17 protein-coding genes are annotated in these 18,941 nt (G+C 71.4%); 11 read left to right on the forward strand and 6 right to left on the reverse strand.

The features are described from left to right. The first annotated feature begins 13 nt into the window (after window positions 1-13). The 6 genes from C2865_RS22280 to C2865_RS22305 all read left to right on the forward strand — a co-directional run bounded on the left by C2865_RS22280 (window position 14) and on the right by C2865_RS22305 (window position 7,894). Window positions 14-1,195, forward strand: a complete 1,182-nt coding sequence (locus tag C2865_RS22280) for a glycoside hydrolase family 1 protein (protein WP_106400479.1) — start codon at window positions 14-16, stop codon at window positions 1,193-1,195. 69 nt (window positions 1,196-1,264) lie between these two features. Continuing rightward, the gene (locus tag C2865_RS22285; protein ID WP_106400480.1) at window positions 1,265-2,722 is read left to right on the forward strand and encodes an MFS transporter; all 1,458 of its coding nucleotides are present in this window, start codon (window positions 1,265-1,267) and stop codon (window positions 2,720-2,722) included. A gap of 49 nt (window positions 2,723-2,771) precedes the next feature. Next, window positions 2,772-3,536, forward strand: a complete 765-nt coding sequence (locus C2865_RS22290) for an SDR family NAD(P)-dependent oxidoreductase (RefSeq protein WP_232835756.1) — start codon at window positions 2,772-2,774, stop codon at window positions 3,534-3,536. Between the two features lie 178 nt (window positions 3,537-3,714). Next, complete coding sequence (locus tag C2865_RS22295; protein ID WP_106400482.1) at window positions 3,715-5,916, forward strand: MMPL family transporter; 2,202 nt, start codon at window positions 3,715-3,717, stop codon at window positions 5,914-5,916. A 215-nt stretch (window positions 5,917-6,131) separates the two neighbouring features. Beyond that, the gene (locus tag C2865_RS22300) at window positions 6,132-7,229 is read left to right on the forward strand and encodes a sensor histidine kinase (RefSeq protein ID WP_157963868.1); all 1,098 of its coding nucleotides are present in this window, start codon (window positions 6,132-6,134) and stop codon (window positions 7,227-7,229) included. After that, window positions 7,226-7,894, forward strand: coding sequence for a response regulator (locus C2865_RS22305; protein ID WP_106400484.1), 669 nt, complete (start codon window positions 7,226-7,228; stop codon window positions 7,892-7,894). The genes C2865_RS22300 and C2865_RS22305 overlap by 4 nt, the downstream gene beginning before the upstream one ends. A 30-nt stretch (window positions 7,895-7,924) precedes the next feature. Here the strand turns inward: C2865_RS22305 and C2865_RS22310 are convergent, their stop codons facing one another. Both C2865_RS22310 and C2865_RS22315 read right to left on the reverse strand, forming a co-directional pair. After that, the gene (locus C2865_RS22310; protein ID WP_106400485.1) at window positions 7,925-8,254 is read right to left on the reverse strand and encodes a DUF202 domain-containing protein; all 330 of its coding nucleotides are present in this window, start codon (window positions 8,252-8,254) and stop codon (window positions 7,925-7,927) included. Continuing rightward, window positions 8,251-8,610 (reverse strand): YidH family protein, encoded by a 360-nt coding sequence (locus C2865_RS22315; protein ID WP_106400486.1) that lies wholly within the window; start codon window positions 8,608-8,610, stop codon window positions 8,251-8,253. The genes C2865_RS22310 and C2865_RS22315 overlap by 4 nt, the downstream gene beginning before the upstream one ends. 165 nt (window positions 8,611-8,775) lie before the next feature. Between C2865_RS22315 and C2865_RS22320 the strand changes: the two genes are divergently transcribed. From C2865_RS22320 to C2865_RS22340, 5 genes are all read left to right on the forward strand, one after another. Next, a complete protein-coding gene (locus tag C2865_RS22320; RefSeq protein ID WP_198653500.1) occupies window positions 8,776-10,080 on the forward strand; it encodes an MFS transporter in 1,305 nt (434 codons plus the stop codon). Window positions 10,081-10,118: 38 nt separating this feature from the next. Then, window positions 10,119-12,332, forward strand: a complete 2,214-nt coding sequence (locus C2865_RS22325; RefSeq protein ID WP_106400487.1) for a glycoside hydrolase family 3 C-terminal domain-containing protein — start codon at window positions 10,119-10,121, stop codon at window positions 12,330-12,332. 46 nt (window positions 12,333-12,378) lie between these two features. Beyond that, a complete protein-coding gene (locus tag C2865_RS22330) occupies window positions 12,379-14,103 on the forward strand; it encodes a sulfatase (RefSeq protein WP_106400488.1) in 1,725 nt (574 codons plus the stop codon). Window positions 14,104-14,137: 34 nt separating this feature from the next. Next, entirely contained in the window at window positions 14,138-15,046 is a 909-nt protein-coding gene (locus tag C2865_RS22335; protein ID WP_106400489.1) for a formylglycine-generating enzyme family protein, read from the forward strand. Between the two features lie 91 nt (window positions 15,047-15,137). Then, the gene (locus C2865_RS22340; RefSeq protein ID WP_198653501.1) at window positions 15,138-16,166 is read left to right on the forward strand and encodes a LacI family DNA-binding transcriptional regulator; all 1,029 of its coding nucleotides are present in this window, start codon (window positions 15,138-15,140) and stop codon (window positions 16,164-16,166) included. Here the strand turns inward: C2865_RS22340 and C2865_RS22345 are convergent. Genes C2865_RS22345 through C2865_RS22360 form a run of 4 tightly spaced genes read right to left on the reverse strand, consistent with a single transcriptional unit; the run spans window position 16,147 to window position 18,901 of the window. Then, a complete protein-coding gene (locus C2865_RS22345) occupies window positions 16,147-16,599 on the reverse strand; it encodes a MaoC family dehydratase (protein WP_106400491.1) in 453 nt (150 codons plus the stop codon). The genes C2865_RS22340 and C2865_RS22345 overlap by 20 nt on opposite strands. A gap of 60 nt (window positions 16,600-16,659) precedes the next feature. Further along, window positions 16,660-17,502, reverse strand: coding sequence for an alpha/beta hydrolase fold domain-containing protein (locus C2865_RS22350; protein WP_106400492.1), 843 nt, complete (start codon window positions 17,500-17,502; stop codon window positions 16,660-16,662). A gap of 38 nt (window positions 17,503-17,540) precedes the next feature. Further along, entirely contained in the window at window positions 17,541-18,074 is a 534-nt protein-coding gene (locus tag C2865_RS22355; protein WP_106400493.1) for a nuclear transport factor 2 family protein, read from the reverse strand. A gap of 38 nt (window positions 18,075-18,112) precedes the next feature. Next, complete coding sequence (locus C2865_RS22360) at window positions 18,113-18,901, reverse strand: SDR family NAD(P)-dependent oxidoreductase (RefSeq protein WP_106400494.1); 789 nt, start codon at window positions 18,899-18,901, stop codon at window positions 18,113-18,115. Window positions 18,902-18,941: the final 40 nt, after the last annotated feature.

Here is an 18,941-nt window from a genome sequence, read left to right on the forward strand (position 1 = left end):
AAAAGGAATTCCTGTGACCCGCTCATTCCCCGACGGCTTCCTCTGGGGGGCCTCCACCGCGGCGCACCAGATCGAGGGCAACAACCTCAACAACGACTGGTGGCAGCTCGAGCACACCGCCGCCGACTACGGCGTGCAGTTCAGCGGCGACGCGCTGGACAGCTACCACCGGTACGAAGAGGACATGCGCCTGCTCGCCGAAGCGGGCTTCAACGCCTACCGGTTCAGCATCGAGTGGTCCCGTATCGAGCCCAGCCCGGGCAAGTTCTCCCGCGCGGTGCTGGCCCACTACCGCCGCATGATCGACACCGCCCGGCGGCTCGGCCTGAACCCGGTCGTCACCCTCCACCACTTCACCCACCCGATCTGGTTCGGAGAGCGCGGGGGGTGGCTCGGCGAGCACGCGGTCGAGGACTTCACCCGCTACGTCGAGCAGGCGTGCACGATCCTCGACGGCGTCGAGTGGGTGTGCACCATCAACGAGCCCAACGTCCTGGCGGTCAACCACGGCCAGCTGCGCCGCGTCGCCCGGGGCGAGGACTACCAGCTGGTCGGCGCCCTGCCCGACTCCGAGATCGGCGAGGCCCTCATCGAGGCCCATCGCGCGACCGCGCCCCTGGTGCGCGACGCGGTCGGCGCGAAGACGGGGTGGACGGTGGCGAACCAGGCGCTCGTACCCGCCCCCGGAGCGGAGGCCAGGCACGCCGAGGTGCAGTGGATCTGGGAGGACATGTACCTCAAGGCGGCCCGCGATGACGACTACGTCGGCGTGCAGTCCTACACCAGCCAGCCCGTGGACGAGAACGGCGTCGTCCCCCACCCCGACCACCCCGACAACACGCTGATGGGCTGGGCGTACCGCCCCGACGCGCTCGAGATCGCGGTCCGCCACACCCATGACGTGCTCGGCGGCGTGCCGATTCTCGTCACCGAGAACGGGATCGCCACCCCCGACGACGAGCGCCGCATCGCCTACACGAAGGCGGCGCTCCAGGGGCTGCGCAACGCGATGGACGACGGGATCGACGTGCGGGCCTACCTGCACTGGAGCCTGCTGGACAACTTCGAATGGGGCCGCTGGGAGCCGACGTTCGGACTCGTCGCCGTCGACCGGGAGACCTTCGAACGCCGTCCCAAGCCGAGCCTGGCGTGGCTCGGCGGCATCGCCCGCACGAACGCCCTCCAGACGCGGTGAAGCGCTCCGGAGCGGACGAAGGCTGATCTGACCCCTCACCCCCCCCACCCCCCCCACGAGGAGCCCCCCATGACCTCACCCGACAGTCCGCCGCGGGCGGGCCGGACAGGCTTCGGCCCGCGCCTGGCCGTCCTGCTGCTCGCCCTGCTGTGGCCCGCCCAGCTGCTGCCGATGATCGGGCTGCTGGCCGGCAACGCCCAGGCCGATGTCGCCCTCCACTTCCACACGACGCAGATCGCGTGGTTCACCCTCATCACGGCCCTGGTGGCGACCTTCGCCACCCCGTTCGTCGTCAAGGCCGCCGACCTGTACGGCAAGCGGCGCCTGATGCTCGTCGTCACCGCCCTCGGCCTGATCGGCGACCTGATCGCGGCTCTGGCCCCGACCTACGAGGTCCTGCTGATCGGCCGCGGCCTGGCCGGCGTCTACGGGGCGGTGGGGGCGCTGGTGTTCGCGATCACCCGGGACCTCTTCCCGCCGCGGCTGGTCGGTGTCGCCAGCGGCCTCATCGGCGCCGGAGTCGGCGTGGTCGCCGTCGGCGGCCCGTTCCTGTCCGGCTGGCTGATCGACGACTTCGGCTTCCGCGGCGTGCTGTGGTTCCTGGTCCTCGCCACGGCGCTGAGCCTGGTGCTCCTGATCTTCGTCGTGCCGGAGAGCCCGGTCCGAGGGGAGCGCACCGGCATGGACTGGGCCGGCGGACTGCTCCTGGGCGGCGGCATGACCGCGGTCGTCTACGCCATCGGCAAAGGCGCCGAGTGGGGCTGGACGAGCGGGAAGACGATCGGCTTCCTGGCCGGCGGCGGCGTCGCCCTCGTCCTCTTCCTGATCGTCGAGAAGGTCGTGCCGAATCCGATGTTCGACCTCGGGATGCTGGCCAGGCGGCAGGTCTGGACGGCGCTCCTCGCCACCTCGATCATCGCCGCCTCGGTCTTCGCGGGCGGGACCGTCTCCCAGCTCCTCGGGCTGTTCCCCAAGATCCCGGGCGTCTCGGACGGGCTCGGGTTCTCCGCCACCAAGCTGGCGGTCATCGGCATCCCCTCGAGCGTCCTGCTCCTGGCCGCCGCGGTCGCCACGGGCGTGCTCGCCCGGCGGATCGACGCCCGTCTGCTGCTGGTCGCGGGGGCGGTCCTGGGCGGCGGGGGGCTCGTGCTCATGTCGCAGTACCACTACACCGTCCCTCAGCTGGTGCTCACGGCTATCCCGTTCGCCCTCGGAATGGGCTCGATCTCGGCCCTGGTGCCGATCCTGATCATCGAGGCGGTGACGCCGAAGGAGCAGGCCCTGGCCAACGGAATGCAGGGCCTGCTCCAAGGAGTCGTGGCCGGCGTGGTCACCCAGTTGCTGTTCGTGGTGATGGCGCAGCACGGCACGGTGCTGCAGGGCACGCAGTTCTACCAGGACAAGGGCTTCACCTACGGCTACCTGCTGCCGGTGGCCTTCGTGGCCGTCGGCGTCCTGGTCGCGCTGCTGATCCCGCGCACCGCCAAGCTCGACGAGGTCGAAGCCGGCGCAGCGACGGCGTCCTGACGAGCCCTTCCCACCGACCCGGAAAACCTAGAAACCTGAGAAAGAGGTCATGTCAATGGAACGGCTCACCGACCGGCGGATCCTGGTCACCGGAGCGGCATCCGGCATCGGCCGGGCGACGGTCCTGCGCCTGCTGGCCGAAGGCGCCCGCGTGGCCGCAGCCGACGTCTCCGACGACGGGCTCAAGGAGACCGAGGCCCTGGCCGGCAGCGACCGCATCACCACCCACAGGGTCGACGTCTCCGACGAGGCGTCGGCGGCCGGCGCGGTGAGCGCGGCCGCCGCCGAGTTCGGAGGCCTGGACGCCCTGGTGAACGCGGCGGGGATCCTGCGCGGCGCTCACACCCACGAGTGCTCGCTGGAGCTGTGGAACAGGGTCATCGGGGTCAACCTGACGGGTACCTTCCTGATGACCCGGGCGGCGCTTCCGCACCTGCTGGAGAGCGGCAGCGGGGTGGTGGTGAACTTCAGTTCGACCTCCGCCTTCTTCGCCCACCCGTTCATGGCCGCCTACTCGGCGAGCAAGGGCGGCGTCGCCTCCTTCACCCACAGCCTCGCGCAGGAGTACGGCAAGCGGGGACTGCGCGCGGTGAACATGGTGCCCGGCGGGATCAGCAGCGGGATCACCGACAACATCGGCGACCTGATGCCCGCGGACACCGACTGGGAGCTGCTCCTCAAGCTGTCCCCCGCCCTGCCGGGCGGGATCCCGGGACCCGAGAAGGTGGCCGGAGTGGTGGCGATGCTGGTCTCCGACGACGCCGCCTTCATCACGGGCACCGAGATCCGCGTCGACGGCGGCGCCCACCAGTGAGCCGAGGCGGGTGATCACCGCGCTCCGATCCGCCCGTACTGCTTCCGCAGTACGGGCGGATGCCTGCGGTGGTGTGACGACGCACGGGAGTCGACCAGGAGAGTCTTGAAGGACGCGCTCGGGAGGGGACCGACCCACCCGGCCTCCTTTCTTACGACACCTTCTCTGGGGGACTGACGTGTCTGTGATCGCCCGGTGGTGCCATGCCCACCGGATGCCGGTGATCCTGCTCTGGCTCGGGCTGATCGGGGTGCTGGGGGCGGGGGCGATGTCCGCCGGCTCCCGCTACACCTTCGAGTCCGACATGCCCGATACCGAGTCGAGCATCGCCGCCTCCCTGCTGGCCCGGGAGGCTCCGGCGGCCTCCGGGACCGGCGGAACGGTGGTGTGGCGGGTCTCCGAGGGGAGCGTGCGGGACGCCTCCGTCAAGGAGCGGATGCGCTCCGCGCTGGAGCGGATCTCCCAGGCACCCGGAGTGGCGTCGGTGGCCGGCCCCTACAACCCGCGGGGAGCCGCGCAGGTCAGCCCCGACGGCCGCACCGCGTACGCGGCGGTCACGTTCTCCGCGAGCGGCGAGGACCTGGCCGGCGAGGACGTCCGGCGGGTCGAAGGCATCGCGGCCGGCGCACGGACGGACGGCCTCGAGGTGGAGCTGGGAGGCCAGGCCTTCCAAGGAGGGTTCGCGCTCTCGCACTCCAGCGAGATCATCGGCATCGGGGCGGCGCTGGTGGTGCTGCTGCTGATGTTCCGCTCCGCGTGGGCCGCGGTGCTGCCGGTGCTGACGGCGGGCGCGGGCGTCGGCACCGCCCTGTTCGCCGTGATCCTGCTCAGCCATGTGATGAACCTGCCGGAGACCACGCCCACGCTGGGCGCGCTGATCGGCCTGGGCGTGGGCATCGACTACGCCCTGTTCATCGTCGACCGCCACCGCCGGGCCCTGATGGCCGGCATGGACGTCGCGCGGGCGACCGAGAAGGCGGTCACCACCTCGGGCCGTGCGGTGGTCTTCGCGGGGCTGACCGTGATGGTGGCCCTGCTCGGCATGTTCACCCTGGGGATCGGCATCCTCAACGGCATGGCCCTGGGCGCGGCGATCACGGTCGCGCTGACCGTCCTGGCCGCCGTCACCCTCCTGCCCGCCGTGCTGGGCGTGCTGGGAACGCGGGTGCTCGGCCGCGCCCAGCGCCGCGCCCTCGCCCAGGGCCGCCTGGAGCGGTCCCATGAGCCGACGGGCCGGTGGGCGCGCTGGGCCGGGCTGGTGCAGGCCAGGCCCGGGCCGACGGCCGCGGTCGCCCTGGTCCTCATCGGGCTGGTCGTGCTGCCGGGCCTGTCCATGCGCCTGGGCGCGGCCGACGCGGGCAACGACCCCGCCTCCAGTAGCAGCCGCAAGGCCTACGACATGCTGGCCGAGGGCTTCGGGCCCGGCTTCAACGGGCCGCTGCTGCTGGTCGCCCAGGCGCCCGCCGCCCAGGACCGGGCCCGGTTCGGCGCCCTGGCGGAGGACCTCGGCTCGGTCGAGGGCGTCGCCCGGGTCGACGCCGCCCCGATGCTCCCGGGCCGGGACCTCGGGGTGATCACGGTGGTGCCGGACGGCTCGCCCCAGTCCGAGGAGACCGCCGAGCTCATCGACCGCCTGCGCCAGGACGTCGTCCCGCGGGCCGAGCGGGGCAGCGGCCTGCAGGTCTACGTGGGGGGCGTCACCGCCGCCAACGCCGACTTCGCCTCGGTGCTGATCGGCAAGCTGCCCCTGTTCATCGGTGTGATCGTGGTCCTGGGCTTCCTGCTGCTGGTCCTGGCGTTCCGCAGCCTGCTCGTCCCGGCGATCGGGGCCGTGATGAACCTGCTGACCATCGGCGCCGCGCTCGGCGCGATCGTGGTGGTGTTCCAGCACGGCTTCGGCTCGGAACTGCTGGGCGCCGGCTCGGCGGGACCCGTCGAGGCCATCGTCCCGGTGATGGTCGTCGGGGTGATGTTCGGCCTGTCCATGGACTACCAGGTCTTCCTGGTGAGCCGGATGCACGAGGAGTGGACCCGCACCCGTGACAACCGGCGCGCGGTCCGCGTGGGCCAGGCCGACACCGCCAGGGTCATCACCGTGGCCGCCACGATCATGTTCTGCGTGTTCGCGGCGTTCGCCGGCGGCGGGATGCGGATGATCGCCCAGTTCGGGGTGGGCTTCGCCGTCGCCGTCGTGCTGGACGCCCTCCTGCTGCGCATGATGCTGGTCCCGGCCCTGATGCACCTGACCGGCAGGGCCAACTGGTGGCTGCCGGGCCTGCTGGACCGCCGCCTGCCGCACTTCTCGGTCGAGGGCGGGGAGGACGCCGAGCACGGCCTTCCCGCAGGGGAGAGGAAGGAGATCACCTCTTCCGTCGGCTGAGGAATCCGCCCGCGGCGGGCCGGAGGGAGCCCTCCGGCCCGCCGCGGGCTCGGATGCCGTCTTCGAACGGCGCGAGTTGCGGGTACGGTCGGTGCCCGGCGAGGAGGACTGTTGCCATGTGGCCTTCTGATCAGGCGATTTCGCCTCATACCCGTATCGGATTCACGCACCGTGCGTGGTTCCGGCATGCCTCTCTGCCCGCATCGCTGGTTCTGGTGGTGCAGGGCGCCATCGCCTCCACCGACGGCGTGCACTGGCAGCGGCCCTATCTCCTCTGCCTCCTCGCCATCGCCATCGGCAGCCTGGCGCTCCTCTGGCGCCGGAGCCGCCCTCTGGCCGCGGCCGTCATCACCGTCCTGGCCGACGGCGTCCTGCTCGTGGTCCCGCCTGACCGCAACTGGGTGCCGATGGCCGGCATGGTCGCGCTGTACACGCTGGCGACCCTGGCCGAACGCCGCGTCGTCTGGATCACCGGAGCCGCCGCGGCCCTCGGCCTGGCCCTGACCTGGGTGCTGCAACCGGGTGGAGGCCTGACCATCGCCGTCCTCCTGCCGGTCGACTGCGTCGCCTTCGCCGTCATCCTCGGCGAGGCGGTGCGCAACCGCCGCGCCTACCTCGCCCAGGTGGAGGAACGGGCGGAACAGGCCGAACGCACCCGCGAGGAGGAGGCGCGGCGCCGTGTGCGGGAGGAACGCGTACGCATCGCCCGAGAACTGCACGACGTGGTCGCCCACCACATCACCCTGGTCAACGCGCAGGCCGGTGTCGCCCATCACCTGCTGCGCAAGGATCCCGAGAAGGCATACCAGGCGCTGGGCCACATCAGGGACACCAGCCGCACGGCGCTGGAGGAGCTGCGGGCCACCGTAGGGCTGCTGCGCCAGGACGACGATCCTCCCCCCAGCCTCCAGCCCGCCCCCGGCTTCACCCGCCTGGACGACCTGCTGGACTCCTTCCGGGAGGCGGACATGGAGATCCGCCTCACCCGGGAAGGCCGGGCGAGGCCCCTGACGGGCACGGCCGACCTGGCCGCCTACCGCATCGTCCAGGAAGCCCTCACCAATGCCGGCAAGCACGGGACCGGCGCGGGCGCCGACCTCCGGCTCGCCTACACCGACGACGTCCTGCAGATCACCGTCGCCAACCGCGCCCATCCCGCCCGGCGCGGAGCGGGCACCGGCCACGGGCTCATCGGCATGCGCGAGCGCGCCGAGGCCGCCGGCGGATCCTTCCACGCGGACACCGGACCCGACGGCGTCTTCCACCTCCGCGCCACCCTGCCTCTCAGCACAGCCGAAGGAACGCCCACATGACTCTGCGCGTCCTGCTCGCCGACGACCAGGCCCTCCTGCGCGGCACCTTCCGCCTCCTGATCGACTCCGAACCCGACATGGAGGTCGTCGCGGAGGCGGGAACGGGCCGCGAGGCCGTCGACCTCGCCCTGGCCCACCCGGTGGACGTCGTGCTCATGGACATCCGCATGCCCGACCTCGACGGCCTGGCGGCCACCCGCATGATCACCTCCGATGAGCGGCTCGCCGGGGTGCGGATCCTCATCCTGACCACCTTCGAGGTCGACGAGTTCGTCGCCCAGGCCCTGCACGCCGGCGCCAGCGGCTTCCTCGGCAAGGGCGTCACCCCCGCCGACCTCCTCACCGCCATCCGCGTCATCGCCGCGGGCGAGGCCCTGCTCTCGCCCGCCGCCACCAAGAGCCTCATCGCCCGCTACCTGGCCCAGCCCACCGCCTCCCTGCAGCGGACGCCCGAGCGGCTCGAGGCCCTCACCCCCCGGGAGCGCGAGGTCCTGACCCTGGTGGCCGCCGGCCTGTCCAACGACGACATCGCCGAACGCCTCTTCATCAGCCGCTTCACCGTCAAGACCCACATCAACCGCACCATGGCCAAGCTCGCCGTCCGGGATCGGGCCCAGCTCGTCGTCATCGCCTACGAGACCGGTCTCGTCCGCTCCGGCTCCTGAAGCCGTGCGGGAAGCGTCGTCCCACCCGGTTCAGGACAGCACGGCGTAGCCGAGTCCGAGTGCCGCCAGGGCCGAGACGAGTGCGGCGGTCTGCAGGAGCAGCCCGCCGCCGGGCAGGGAGCCGGTCCCGGTGAGCAGCGAGAGCCGCGTTCTTCGCGACCGGCGTGATGCCGACGCCAGACCTGCGAGGGCGAGGGCGAGCCTGCCCAGTCCGACGGCCGCCGACCACGCGCCCGGGAGCGGTGAGAGCGCGCGCATCGACAGCAGGCAGCCCGCGGCCAGGGCCAGGCCGGTCCGCCGCCAGGCGAGTTCGGTGCGTTCGGGCTGCAGGCCAGGGTCGAAGATCCGCCGTTCTCTCATCGTGTCAGGGCGCCGAGCACCGTCAGGGCCGCCACCGCGGACACGCCGATCGCCAGCGGCGCCGTCACCCACGAGGAGGGCAGCGGCTCCCGGCGGCGCATCCGCCGTTCCGCGACGGCCCAGGAGAGCCAGGCCAGGACCGGAACGAGCAGGCCCAGCAGCAGCAACAGGAGTGCGGCGGCGGCGCGGAACGCCGGCTGGAGGGGGAGCGGCAGCGCCTCCAGGGCGATCCCGCCGCCGATCAGGGCGAGTGACGTGCGGACCCACGCCAGGAAGGTCCGCTCGTTGGCGAGGGTGAAACGGGGATCGGGTTCGGTCCCCTCCGCGTAGACCCAGCGCGGGAAACGGTGGTTCATGGAGATGCAGGCCCTTCCGCTCGTCGTCCTCCCGGCCCGGGTGAGCTTGCCACAGACGCAGCTTGCGCGCGCAAGTGGGTCGCCGTTAACATCCCGTTTCACAACTTGCGCGCTCAAGTACAGATTCCGGAGCGCGCCCGTGCCTGTGAACCCGGGAGGTCCCCCATGAAGCCGAGTCCCGGAGGCGGTCCGTCCACGGCGCCCGAGACCGCCGAGAAGAGGGGTCCGGTTTTCGAGGAGCCGTCCCCGGTCGGCGCCTCCTACATCTGGCTCATGGTGTTCGCCCAGTTCGGCGTGTACATGGCCTTCATCACCCCGATCGCGATCTCGCTGACGATCAGGGTGGAGGAGATCGCCCCCGGCCATGAGGAGTACCTCGGCTACGTGACCGGCGCGGGCGCGTTCGTCAGCATGATCAAGGGCCCTCTCGTGGGAGCCCTCAGCGACCGGACCCGCAGCAGGTTCGGCCGCCGTCGGCCGTTCCTGGTCGGGGGTATGGCCGTCGGCGTCCCCGCGCTCTTCGTGATGGCGTGGGCCCCCGACATCATCACGCTCGGTCTGGGATGGTGCCTGACGCAGCTCGGCTGGGGCGCGGTCCTGAACACCCTGCTCGCCTCGCAGGCCGACAGGCTTCCGCACTCGCAGCGCGGCAAGGTCGCGGGGCTGTGCGGCTTCTCCACCATGGCCGCGCCCGTCTTGGGCGTCGTCATCGCGGGCGGGCTCGTGGACCACTCCCTCCTGCTGTTCCTGGTCCCGGGCCTGATCGGCGTGATCGCCGTGACGTCGTTCGTATGGTTCGTCCCCGAGGACGACAGCCGCGGCCTGATGTTCGCCGAGCCCCTGACGGTCCGCTCGATCGCCCTGAAGTACGTCTTCAGCCCCCGCCGGAACCCCGACTTCGCCTGGAACTGGCTCAGCAAGTTCATCTTCATGTTCGGCGTCACCTTCAACACCACCTACACGGTGTTCTTCTTCGCCTCCCGGCTGGACGTGACGGTCAAGGAGGTGGCCGGCACGATCGCGGTGCTGTCCGCGGGCAGCGTCGCGGCCACCGCCCTGGGCGCGGTGGGCGGGGGCCTCCTGTCCGACCGGCTGGGCCGCCGCCGCATCCTGGTCATGGTGGCGGCCCTGCTGTTCACCTCGGGCGCGGTGACCATGGCGCTGTCGTCGGCCGTGCCGATGCTGTTCGCGGGCTCCCTGCTGTGCTCCCTGGGCAACGGCGCCTTCTCCTCGGTGGATCAGGCACTGGCCTTGGACGTGCTCCCCGACCGCGGCACCGACGCCGGCCGGTACATGGGCGTCATCGGCTTCGCCGCCACGGTCCCGCAGGCCCTGGCCCCTCTCGCCGCGCCGCTGTTCCTCGCGGTCGGCGCCGGCGGGGAGAAGAACTACACCCTGCTGTACCTGGTGGCCGCCGCCTTCACGGTACTGGGCGGCCTGACCGTCCTGCGCGTCCGGTCCGTCCGCTGATCTCCTCGACCCCATCCCCTAGGAAAGGCGACCTTCCGATGTCAGACGAGCTGTCGCTGGAGCAGAAGGCGTCCCTGCTGTCCGGGCGGGACTTCTGGTCCACCGAGCCGATCGAGGAGGCGGGCGTCCCCTCGATCGTCCTCACCGACGGTCCGCACGGGATCCGCCGCCAGACCGGGGACGCCGACCACCTGGGCATCAACGAGAGCCTTCCGGCCACCTGCTTTCCGCCCGCCGTGGCGGTGGGCTCCAGCTGGGACGCCGAGATCGCCGCCCGGGTGGGCGCGGCCGTCGGCAGGGAGGCGCGCGCGTTCGGCGTCGGCGTCGTGCTGGGGCCGGGGGTGAACATCAAGCGGTCCCCGCTGTGCGGGCGCAACTTCGAGTACTACTCCGAGGACCCGCTCCTGTCCGGCGTCCTGGCGTCGGCGCACGTGCGGGCGCTGCAGGCCGAGGGGCCGGGCGCGTCGGTCAAGCACTTCGCGGCCAACAACCAGGAGACCGACCGGATGCGGGTCAGCGCCGACGTGGACGAGCGCACCCTGCGCGAGATCTACCTTCCCGCCTTCGAACGCGTCGTCACCGAGGCGCTGCCGGCCACGGTGATGTCCTCCTACAACAGGATCAACGGCGTGTACGCCTCGCAGAACCGGTGGCTGCTGACCGAGGTGCTGCGCGAGCAGTGGGGCTTCGACGGGGCCGTGGTCTCGGACTGGGGCGGCGTCTACGACCGGGTCGCGGCTCTGGCGGCGGGGCTCGACCTGCAGATGCCCGGCAATGGAGGCGTCGACGACGCCGAGGTCGTGCGGGCGGTCCGCGACGGGGAACTGGACGAGGCCGTCGTCGACCAGAGCGTTCGCAGGATGCGAGTGCTGGCCGAGCGCGTCTCCCCGGCGACGGGCGAATTCGACGCCGAGGCCCATCACGCCGAGGCCAGGGAGCTGGCCGCCGCCTGCGCGGTGCTGCTGAAGAACGATCGCGCCACTCTGCCCATCACCGAGCGGACGCGGCGCATCGCCGTCATCGGCGAGTTCGCGGCAGAACCGCGTTATCAGGGCGGTGGCAGCTCCCGCATCAACGCCACCCGCGTCGATGCCGCGCTGCAGGAAATCCAGGTGCTCGCTGGAAGCCGCGGCCAGACCGTGGCCTACGCGCGGGGATACGCCGCCGACGGCTCCGGTGATCCGCTGGAGTTGCGCGAGCAGGCGGTGCGGGCCGCGGCGGAGGCTGACATCGCCGTCGTGTTCGCCGGGGTGGCCGAGGAGTCCGAGGGAGTCGACCGCGAACATCTCGACCTGCCCGCCGACCAGGTGGAGCTCATCCGCGCCGTCGCCGCCGCCGCTCCGCGCACCGTCGTCGTGCTGTCCAACGGTGGAGTGGTGTCCCTGGAGGGCTGGCATGACGACGTCGACGCGATCCTGGAGGGCTGGCTGCTGGGCCAGGCCGGGGGAGGCGCCCTCGCCGACCTCCTGTTCGGCGTGGCCAACCCCTCCGGCCGACTGGCCGAGACGATCCCGCTCCGGCTGGAAGACACCCCGGCCTACCTCAACTTCCCCGGCGAGCAGGGGCATGCGCGGTACGGCGAAGGCGTCATGGTCGGCTACCGCTACTACGAGACCGTGGGACGCGCGGTGCGTTACCCCTTCGGCCACGGCCTGTCCTACACCGTGTTCACCACCGGTGACCTGAAAGTCACCGTCACCGGTGACGACACCGCCACCGCGGCGGTCACCGTGACCAACACCGGTGACCGGGCGGGCGGGCACGTCGTGCAGGTCTACGTCGCCACGACCGCCGGTCCGGTGCGCCGCCCCGCCCGCGAACTGCGCGCCTTCACCAAGGTCTTCCTCCAGCCGGGAGAGTCCCGGCGCGTCGAACTGGCCCTGGACCGGCGGGCGTTCGCGTACTACGACGTCGAACTCGGCCGCTGGACGGTCGCCGCGGGGGAGTACGCCGTCCAGATCGGGCAGGACGCCTCCACCGTCGTGGCCGAGCAGACCATCACCCTCACCGGTGACGTCATCGTCAAGGCACTGTCCCTGGACACTCCGGTCGGTGACTGGTTCGCCCACCCGGTCGTCGGGCCGGAGCTCATGCGCACCCTCATGGCGGGCCTGAGCGAGGAGCAGGCCCGCCAGGCCGAGGAGCAGGCCGAGATGCTGCAGATGGTCGCGTCCCTGCCGATGCGGCAGTTCCTCGGGTTCGTCAGCATCCCCGAAGAAGCCCTGAACAGGATGATCGCGATGGGGGCGTGAGCCCGCCGATCTCCGGTCCGATTCCCGACCCCATGAAGGAAGCGCCATGAAAGCGATCATGTTGATGTTCGACAGCCTGAACCGGCACATGCTCCCGCCGTACGGGGACACCCTGGTGCAGGCTCCGAACTTCGCCCGGCTGGCAGAGCGGTCGGTCACGTTCGACGACTTCTACGGCGGGTCGATGCCGTGCATGCCGGCCCGGCGGGAGCTGCACACGGGCCGTCACAACTTCCTGCACCGCAGCTGGGGGCCGCTGGAGCCGTTCGACGACTCCATGCCCGAACTGCTGAAGAACGCCGGTGTGCACACCCATCTGGTCTCCGACCACCACCACTACTGGGAGGACGGCGGCGCCACCTACCACGGCCGCTACAGCACCTGGGAGTTCTTCCGCGGACAGGAGGACGACCCCTGGAAGGGCGTGGTGGGCGTGGCCGGGCACCGGCAGAACGACGTCAACCGCCGCTACATGCCCACCGAGGCCGAGCACTCCCAGACCCTGACCGTGGACGCGGGTCTGCACTTCCTGGAGACCAACCTGGAGGCCGACCGCTGGTTCCTGCAGCTCGAGCTGTTCGATCCGCACGAGCCGTTCTTCTCCCACCGGTTCTACAAGGACCTGTACCCGCACGACTACGAGGGGCCCGACTTCGACTGGCCGCCGTATCAGAAGGTGGTCGAGCCCCAGGCGCAGGTCGAGCACGCCCGGTACGAGTACGCGGCGCTGGTGTCGATGTGCGACCGCTCGCTGGGCCGGGTCCTGGACTTCATGGACGAGCACGACCTGTGGCGCGACACGATGCTGATCGTCAACACCGACCACGGGTTCCTGCTGGGCGAGCACGGCTGGTGGGCCAAGACCGTCCAGCCGTGGTTCAACGAGCTGGTGCACCTGCCGATGTTCCTGTGGGACCCCCGCACGGGCGAGCGCGGGACCCGCCGCAACGACCTGGCCCGCACCATCGACATCGCACCCACCCTCCTGCGCTACTTCGGGCTCGAACCGGCCCCCGACATGCAGGGACGCGACCTGAACTCCGACGCCCCCGCCCCGCGAGGCGCGCTGTTCGGCATCCACGGCGGCCACGTCAACGTCACCGACGGGCGCCACGTCTACATGCGGGCCTCCCGCGAGGCGACCAACGGGCCTCTGGAGGAGTACACCCTCATGCCCACCCACATGAAGAACCGCTTCGGAGTGCACGAGCTCAAGGACTGGACGCCCGCACCCCCGTTCTCCTTCACCAAGGGCCTGCAGACCATGCGCATGCCGTCAGGGGGATCCTGGGTGAACCCGTGGCAGCACGGCACCCTGCTCTTCGACCTCGTCACCGACCCCGCCCAGGAGCACCCGGTCGTCGACGACGAGCTCGAGCTGCGCATGCTCGGCCTGCTCAGGGAGCTCATGCGCGAGGCGGACGCGCCGTCCAGCCAGTACGAGCGGCTCGGCATCCCCGAGGACGGGGAGCCGACCGAAGCCCACCTCCTGGTGCGCGAGCAGCGCGACCACGCCGCCCGAACGGCCGAACCGCTGCCCCGGCTGGGCGAGATGGAGGCGCAGGACCTGCTCTCCCTTCCCCTGGCCGAACTGCTCCAGGTCACCGGCGCCCGCGACTGCGTCGCCCGGCACGCGCCCGGCCTCGTGCAGACCGAGCTGCTGTCCGTCCCCCTGCCGCTCAGCCTCATCGACCTGGCCCGTTACTCGGGCGTGCACGCCGCGGCCCTGCGCGCGATCGGGAAGGACCTGGCCGCGCTCGCCGAGACCTGACCGGTCCTCACCCTCGAAGCCGGAGGAGACCGACATGACAGAGAGCGCACCGGCATGCTGCGCGGCCGGCAGGCAGGCCGTCGACCTCGCCCCGGGCGCCGGTGGGACGGTCCGCGTCGAAGCCGTCGCCCCGTCCTGGCACCGCGAGACGGTCGCACTGCCAGGCGGCACGTTCCTCATGGGCGCCGAGGACGCCGACGGATTCCCCGACGACCACGAAGGTCCGATCCGCCCGGTGACCGTGGAGCCGATAGCCATCGGCCGCTATGCGGTCACCAACGCGTGGTTCGCCGAGTTCATCGCGGACACCGGATACGTCACCGAGGCCGAGCGGTACGGCTGGTCCTACGTCTTCGCCTCCTTCCTGCCGGGAGCGCTGCGCCGCGACTCGCCCCGCCCGCCCAAGACGCCCTGGTGGTGCGGTGTCTCGGTTGCCTGCTGGGCTCGCCCGGAGGGTCCCGGCTCCGGACTCGACGGCCGGTGGGACCACCCCGTCGTTCACGTCTCCTGGAACGACGCCACGGCCTTCTGCGCCTGGGCGGGCACCCGTCTGCCCACCGAGGCCGAGTGGGAGTACGCCGCTCGCGGCGGTCTGGAGCAGGCCCGCTACCCCTGGGGCGACGAGCTGACGCCGGGCGGAGAGCACCGCTGCAACATCTGGCAGGGGAATTTCCCCACCCGCAACACCGCTGAGGACGGCTACCGCGGCACCGCCCCGGTCGACGCCTACCCGTCCAACGGCCACGGCCTGTACAACTGCGTCGGCAACGTCTGGGAATGGACCGCCGACCCTTGGGGCCGCGGGGAGCCCACCCGCGTCATCCGCGGCGGCTCCTACCTGTGCCACGACTCCTACTGCAACCGCTACCGGGTCGCCGCCCGCAGCCGCAACACCCCGGACAGCACCAGCGGCAACACCGGCTTCCGCGTCATCGAAGGGTGAAACCCGGCTCGGCCGACCGGCGCCTCCTAAGATGAGAACGGCGGTGACTTGCGCGTACAAGCTGGTTCCCCGACGGAAAAAGGAGGTTCTTGTGGCCGGTGGCAGGCCGACACATCGCGTGACGGCGGCGGACGTTGCGCGGGCGCTCGGGATCTCCCGGGCGACGGTGGGGTACGTGCTGAACAACACGCCGGGGCAGACGATCTCGGCGGCGACCCGGGAGCGGGTGCTGGCGGAGGCCGCCCGCCAGGGGTACCGGCCGCACCGGGCGGCGCAGGCGCTGGCCAGCGGCCGCAGCATGATCATCCTGCTGGTGCTGCCGGACTGGCCCGTCGGGCACAGCCTCCAGCGGAGCCTGGAGGAGTCGACGCAGCTGCTCGACGACGCCGGATACTCCCTGGTCGCCCATGTCCGGCACGAAGGGGGCAGGGCCCGGCCGCTGTGGGAGTCACTGAACCCCGACGCGGTCATCGGCTGGACGCCCATCACCGCCGAGGAACGCGCCTCCATGCGGGCCGTCGGCATCACCAGGATCCTGCCCACCGACCAGGAGGAGCGCACCTTCCTCGCCTCGCCCACGCTCACCGCCGGCGCCCGCGCGCAGGTCGAGCACCTGCACGCGCTGGGGCACCGGCGGATCGCGTTCGCCGCGTCCGCCGATCCGCGCGTCGCGCTCATGAGCGAGGGGCGCGCCGCGGCGGCGCAGGAGACCGCCGCGCGCCTCGGCCTCGCCCCCATGGACGTCCGCCCCGTCGACCCCCGTGACGGCGGTGCTCTCGAGGCCGTCCGGGACTGGCACCGCTCGGGCGTCACCGGGGTCGTCGCCCACCAGGACGACATCGCGCTGGCGCTCATGACGGCGGCCCTGCGCAGCGGCCTGTCCGTGCCGGACGACCTCTCGGTGATCGGACACGACGACAGCCCGTTCGCCGAACTGCTCTTCCCCTCCATGTCCAGCGTGCGCCTCGACTACGCCGGCCTCAGCCGCTACTTCGCGGACCTGGCGCTGCGGCTCGCCGAAGACCGGCCCCTGCCCGAGACGGCCCCCGATTTCCAGGCCACCGTCGTACCCAGGGAGTCCACTGGAGCTCCGCGCCAGGTCAGGGCACCAGGACGCTGAGCCTCTCGACGACGCAGGCCGGCTTGCCACCGCCTTCACGCTCGACGGTCACCCCGGCCTTCAGCAGGTGTCCGCCTCTGCGGGGCGTGAGCGAAAGCAACTCCACACCGGCGCGGACCCGGGAGCCCACGGGCACGGGAGAGGGGAAGCGGAGCTTGTCGGCGCCGTAGTTGATGGTCATCTTCAGCCCGTCGACCCTGTAGACCCGCCCCGCGAGCATCGACACCAGCGACAGCGTCAGATAGCCGTGGGCGATGGTGGAGCCGAACGGGCCCCGGGCGGCTTTGTCCGGGTCGACGTGGATCCACTGATGGTCGCCGGTGGCTTGGGCGAAGGCGTCGATCTGCTCCTGCGTGACGGCGTGCCATCCGGAGTACCCCAGACGGGTGCCGACGGCCTGCCGCACCTCTTCGACGCCGTGGAAGACCCTCATTTTCGCCTCTCTTCCTTCCCGAGGCGGTGGCCTCGGGGACATCACCTTCCGTCCCGGCGCTCAGCGGGACAGCCAGGAGGAGATGGTCCTGATGCTGCGGTGGAACTCCGGCTTCTGCGGCCGGTTCAGGTGGCCGTGGGAGGTACCCGGCTCGAAGCCCTCCTCCACCGGACGTCCGTGGGCGCGCAGCTCGTCGGCGAAGGCCTCTCCGGAGGCGCGCAGGGTGTCCCGCTCGGAGTTCACGATGAGGGCCGGGGGGAAGCCGCCGAGGTCCGCGCCGCCGGGAAAGGCCTCTGGCAGGCGGTCGATGCCGTCCCGTCCCACGTAGTTGCGGGCCATCCACCTCACCGAGGCCGCGGTGAAGGTGCCCAGGCGCCGGAATCCCCGCAGGCTGCGGCGCAGTTCGTCGCTGAAGGGCGGCAGGGACGGGTGCAGCAGCGGGTAGGCGAGGACGACCCCGGCCGGAGGCCTCGCGTTCCCGCGCAGGAGCCGGAGGACGAGGGTGGAGGCCAGGGCCCCGCCGGCGCTCGCGCCTCCCACGTGCATCCGCTCGGGGTCGATCCCGAGTTCCGCCGTCTTGTTCCGCACCCACTGCCAGGCTCGTTCGCAGTCGTCGAGCGGCAGGGGGAAGCGGACCGCCGCGGGAGCGTTTCGGGCTCGCCGCGCTCCGAAGTTCGGAGCGAGCCGGTACTCGACGGCGACACAGGTGATCCCGTCTTTCGCGAGCGCGGCGCAGACCGCGTCGCTCTCGGGCATGTCCAGCGAGCCTCCGACGAACCCGCCGCCGTGCAGCCACAGGAGGAAGGTGCCGGAGGCCTTCGCCGAGGCGTCTGCGGGGTAGATCCGGAGACGGAGGGAGAGACGCTCGTCGTCCAGGACGAGATCGTACTCAGGCGGGATCACCTGTTCTCCTCAAGGCCGGGGTGTCCGAAGGCGTCCGGTCACCGCGGCTTCTTCAGGAAGTCGTAGAAGCCCGGAGTGCGGTCCTCCCGCAGGCGGGAGAGGTTGCGGTAGCCGATCAGCCAGCGGCCTTCCACCTTGCGGTACTCCTCGTGGTAGTGGCCGTACCCGTGGAGGTGCTCCTCGCGGTCGCCGTTGGTCCACCACAGGTGGTCCTCCATGGCCCAGACGCCGCGGGCGGTGGTGTCGGAGGTCAGCTCGATGACGGGCGTGTGGCCGTGGTGGACCGTGGTGAGGGGGACCGGTCCGTCCAGCAGGCCGCGGATCGTGGCGGTGAGCTCCTCCTTCCCGATCACGCGCCTGCGCTCCCCGGGCGTCGGGGGCCGGTCCTCCGAGGGGAGGCGGCCGAACGTCTCGCTGACGACGTCGTCGGTGTGGAGGGCTGGGTAGACCTCCCACTCCTTGGCGTCCATGCAGCGGAGCCGTTCGGCGAAGACGCCCTTGATCTCCTCGATCGCGAGGAGCCTCTCGACGGCGCTCAAGGTGACCGCCTCACCGGATGCGTTTCCTGCCACGGGTCTTCCTGTCTTCCTCGGGTGATATGGGCGGGGCGTCAGTGGCCGAGCAGCCGCTTGACGGCCTCCGCGTGGTTCTCGACGATCTGGTCGCGCGCCATGCCGCTGTTGGCCTCCGCGGTCTTCAGGTTGCCCCCCGCCACCCACACCGGTCCGTCCGCCAGGTGGTCGAGCCCCTCCTGGGCGACGTCCTCGGGGTCCGCGACGTTGAGGCCGGGCCGGTCCAGCTTCAGCCCGGCCCGCTCCATCGCCGGTGTCCGCGTCACTCCCAGCACGAGTTCGAGGACGTGCACCCCGTGCGGCTTGAGTTCCAGCCACAGGCCCTCGGCGAAGATCCGGCCGAACGCCTTGGACGCCGCGTACACGCCGATGCCCGGCTGGCCGAGGTAGCCGGCCAGCGAGCCGACCAGCATGATGCCGCCCTTGCCCCGCTTCTTGAGCCTGGCGCCGAAGTACTGCGACAGGAGCATCTGGCTGGTGATGTTCAGGTCGATGACCCGCTGGAACTGCTCCAGGTCCCCTTCGACGAACTCGGCGCCGTAGGTGTTGGCGCCCGCGTTGAAGATGAGCAGCCCGACCTCGACGTCGTCGGACGCCCGGCGGATCGCGTCGAAGGTCCCCGGGTCGAGGAGGTCGGCCGCCACGGTCCGGACCTCGACGCCGTGCTTCCTCGCCCGGTCGGCCGTCTCCTCCAGCGGTCCGGGCTTGCGGGCGATCAGCACCAGGTTGATCCCGGCCGCGGCCAGCCTGTCGGCGAAGGCCGCGCCGACGCCTTCGGATCCGCCTGCGATGACGGCCCACGGACCGTAGACCTCGGTGTCGAGCATGCTGCTTCTCCTCGTCTGCCGTTGCGAGTGCTCAAGGGGG

Source organism: Actinocorallia populi (genome assembly GCF_002995495.1).
Taxonomy (GTDB): domain Bacteria; phylum Actinomycetota; class Actinomycetes; order Streptosporangiales; family Streptosporangiaceae; genus Actinocorallia; species Actinocorallia populi.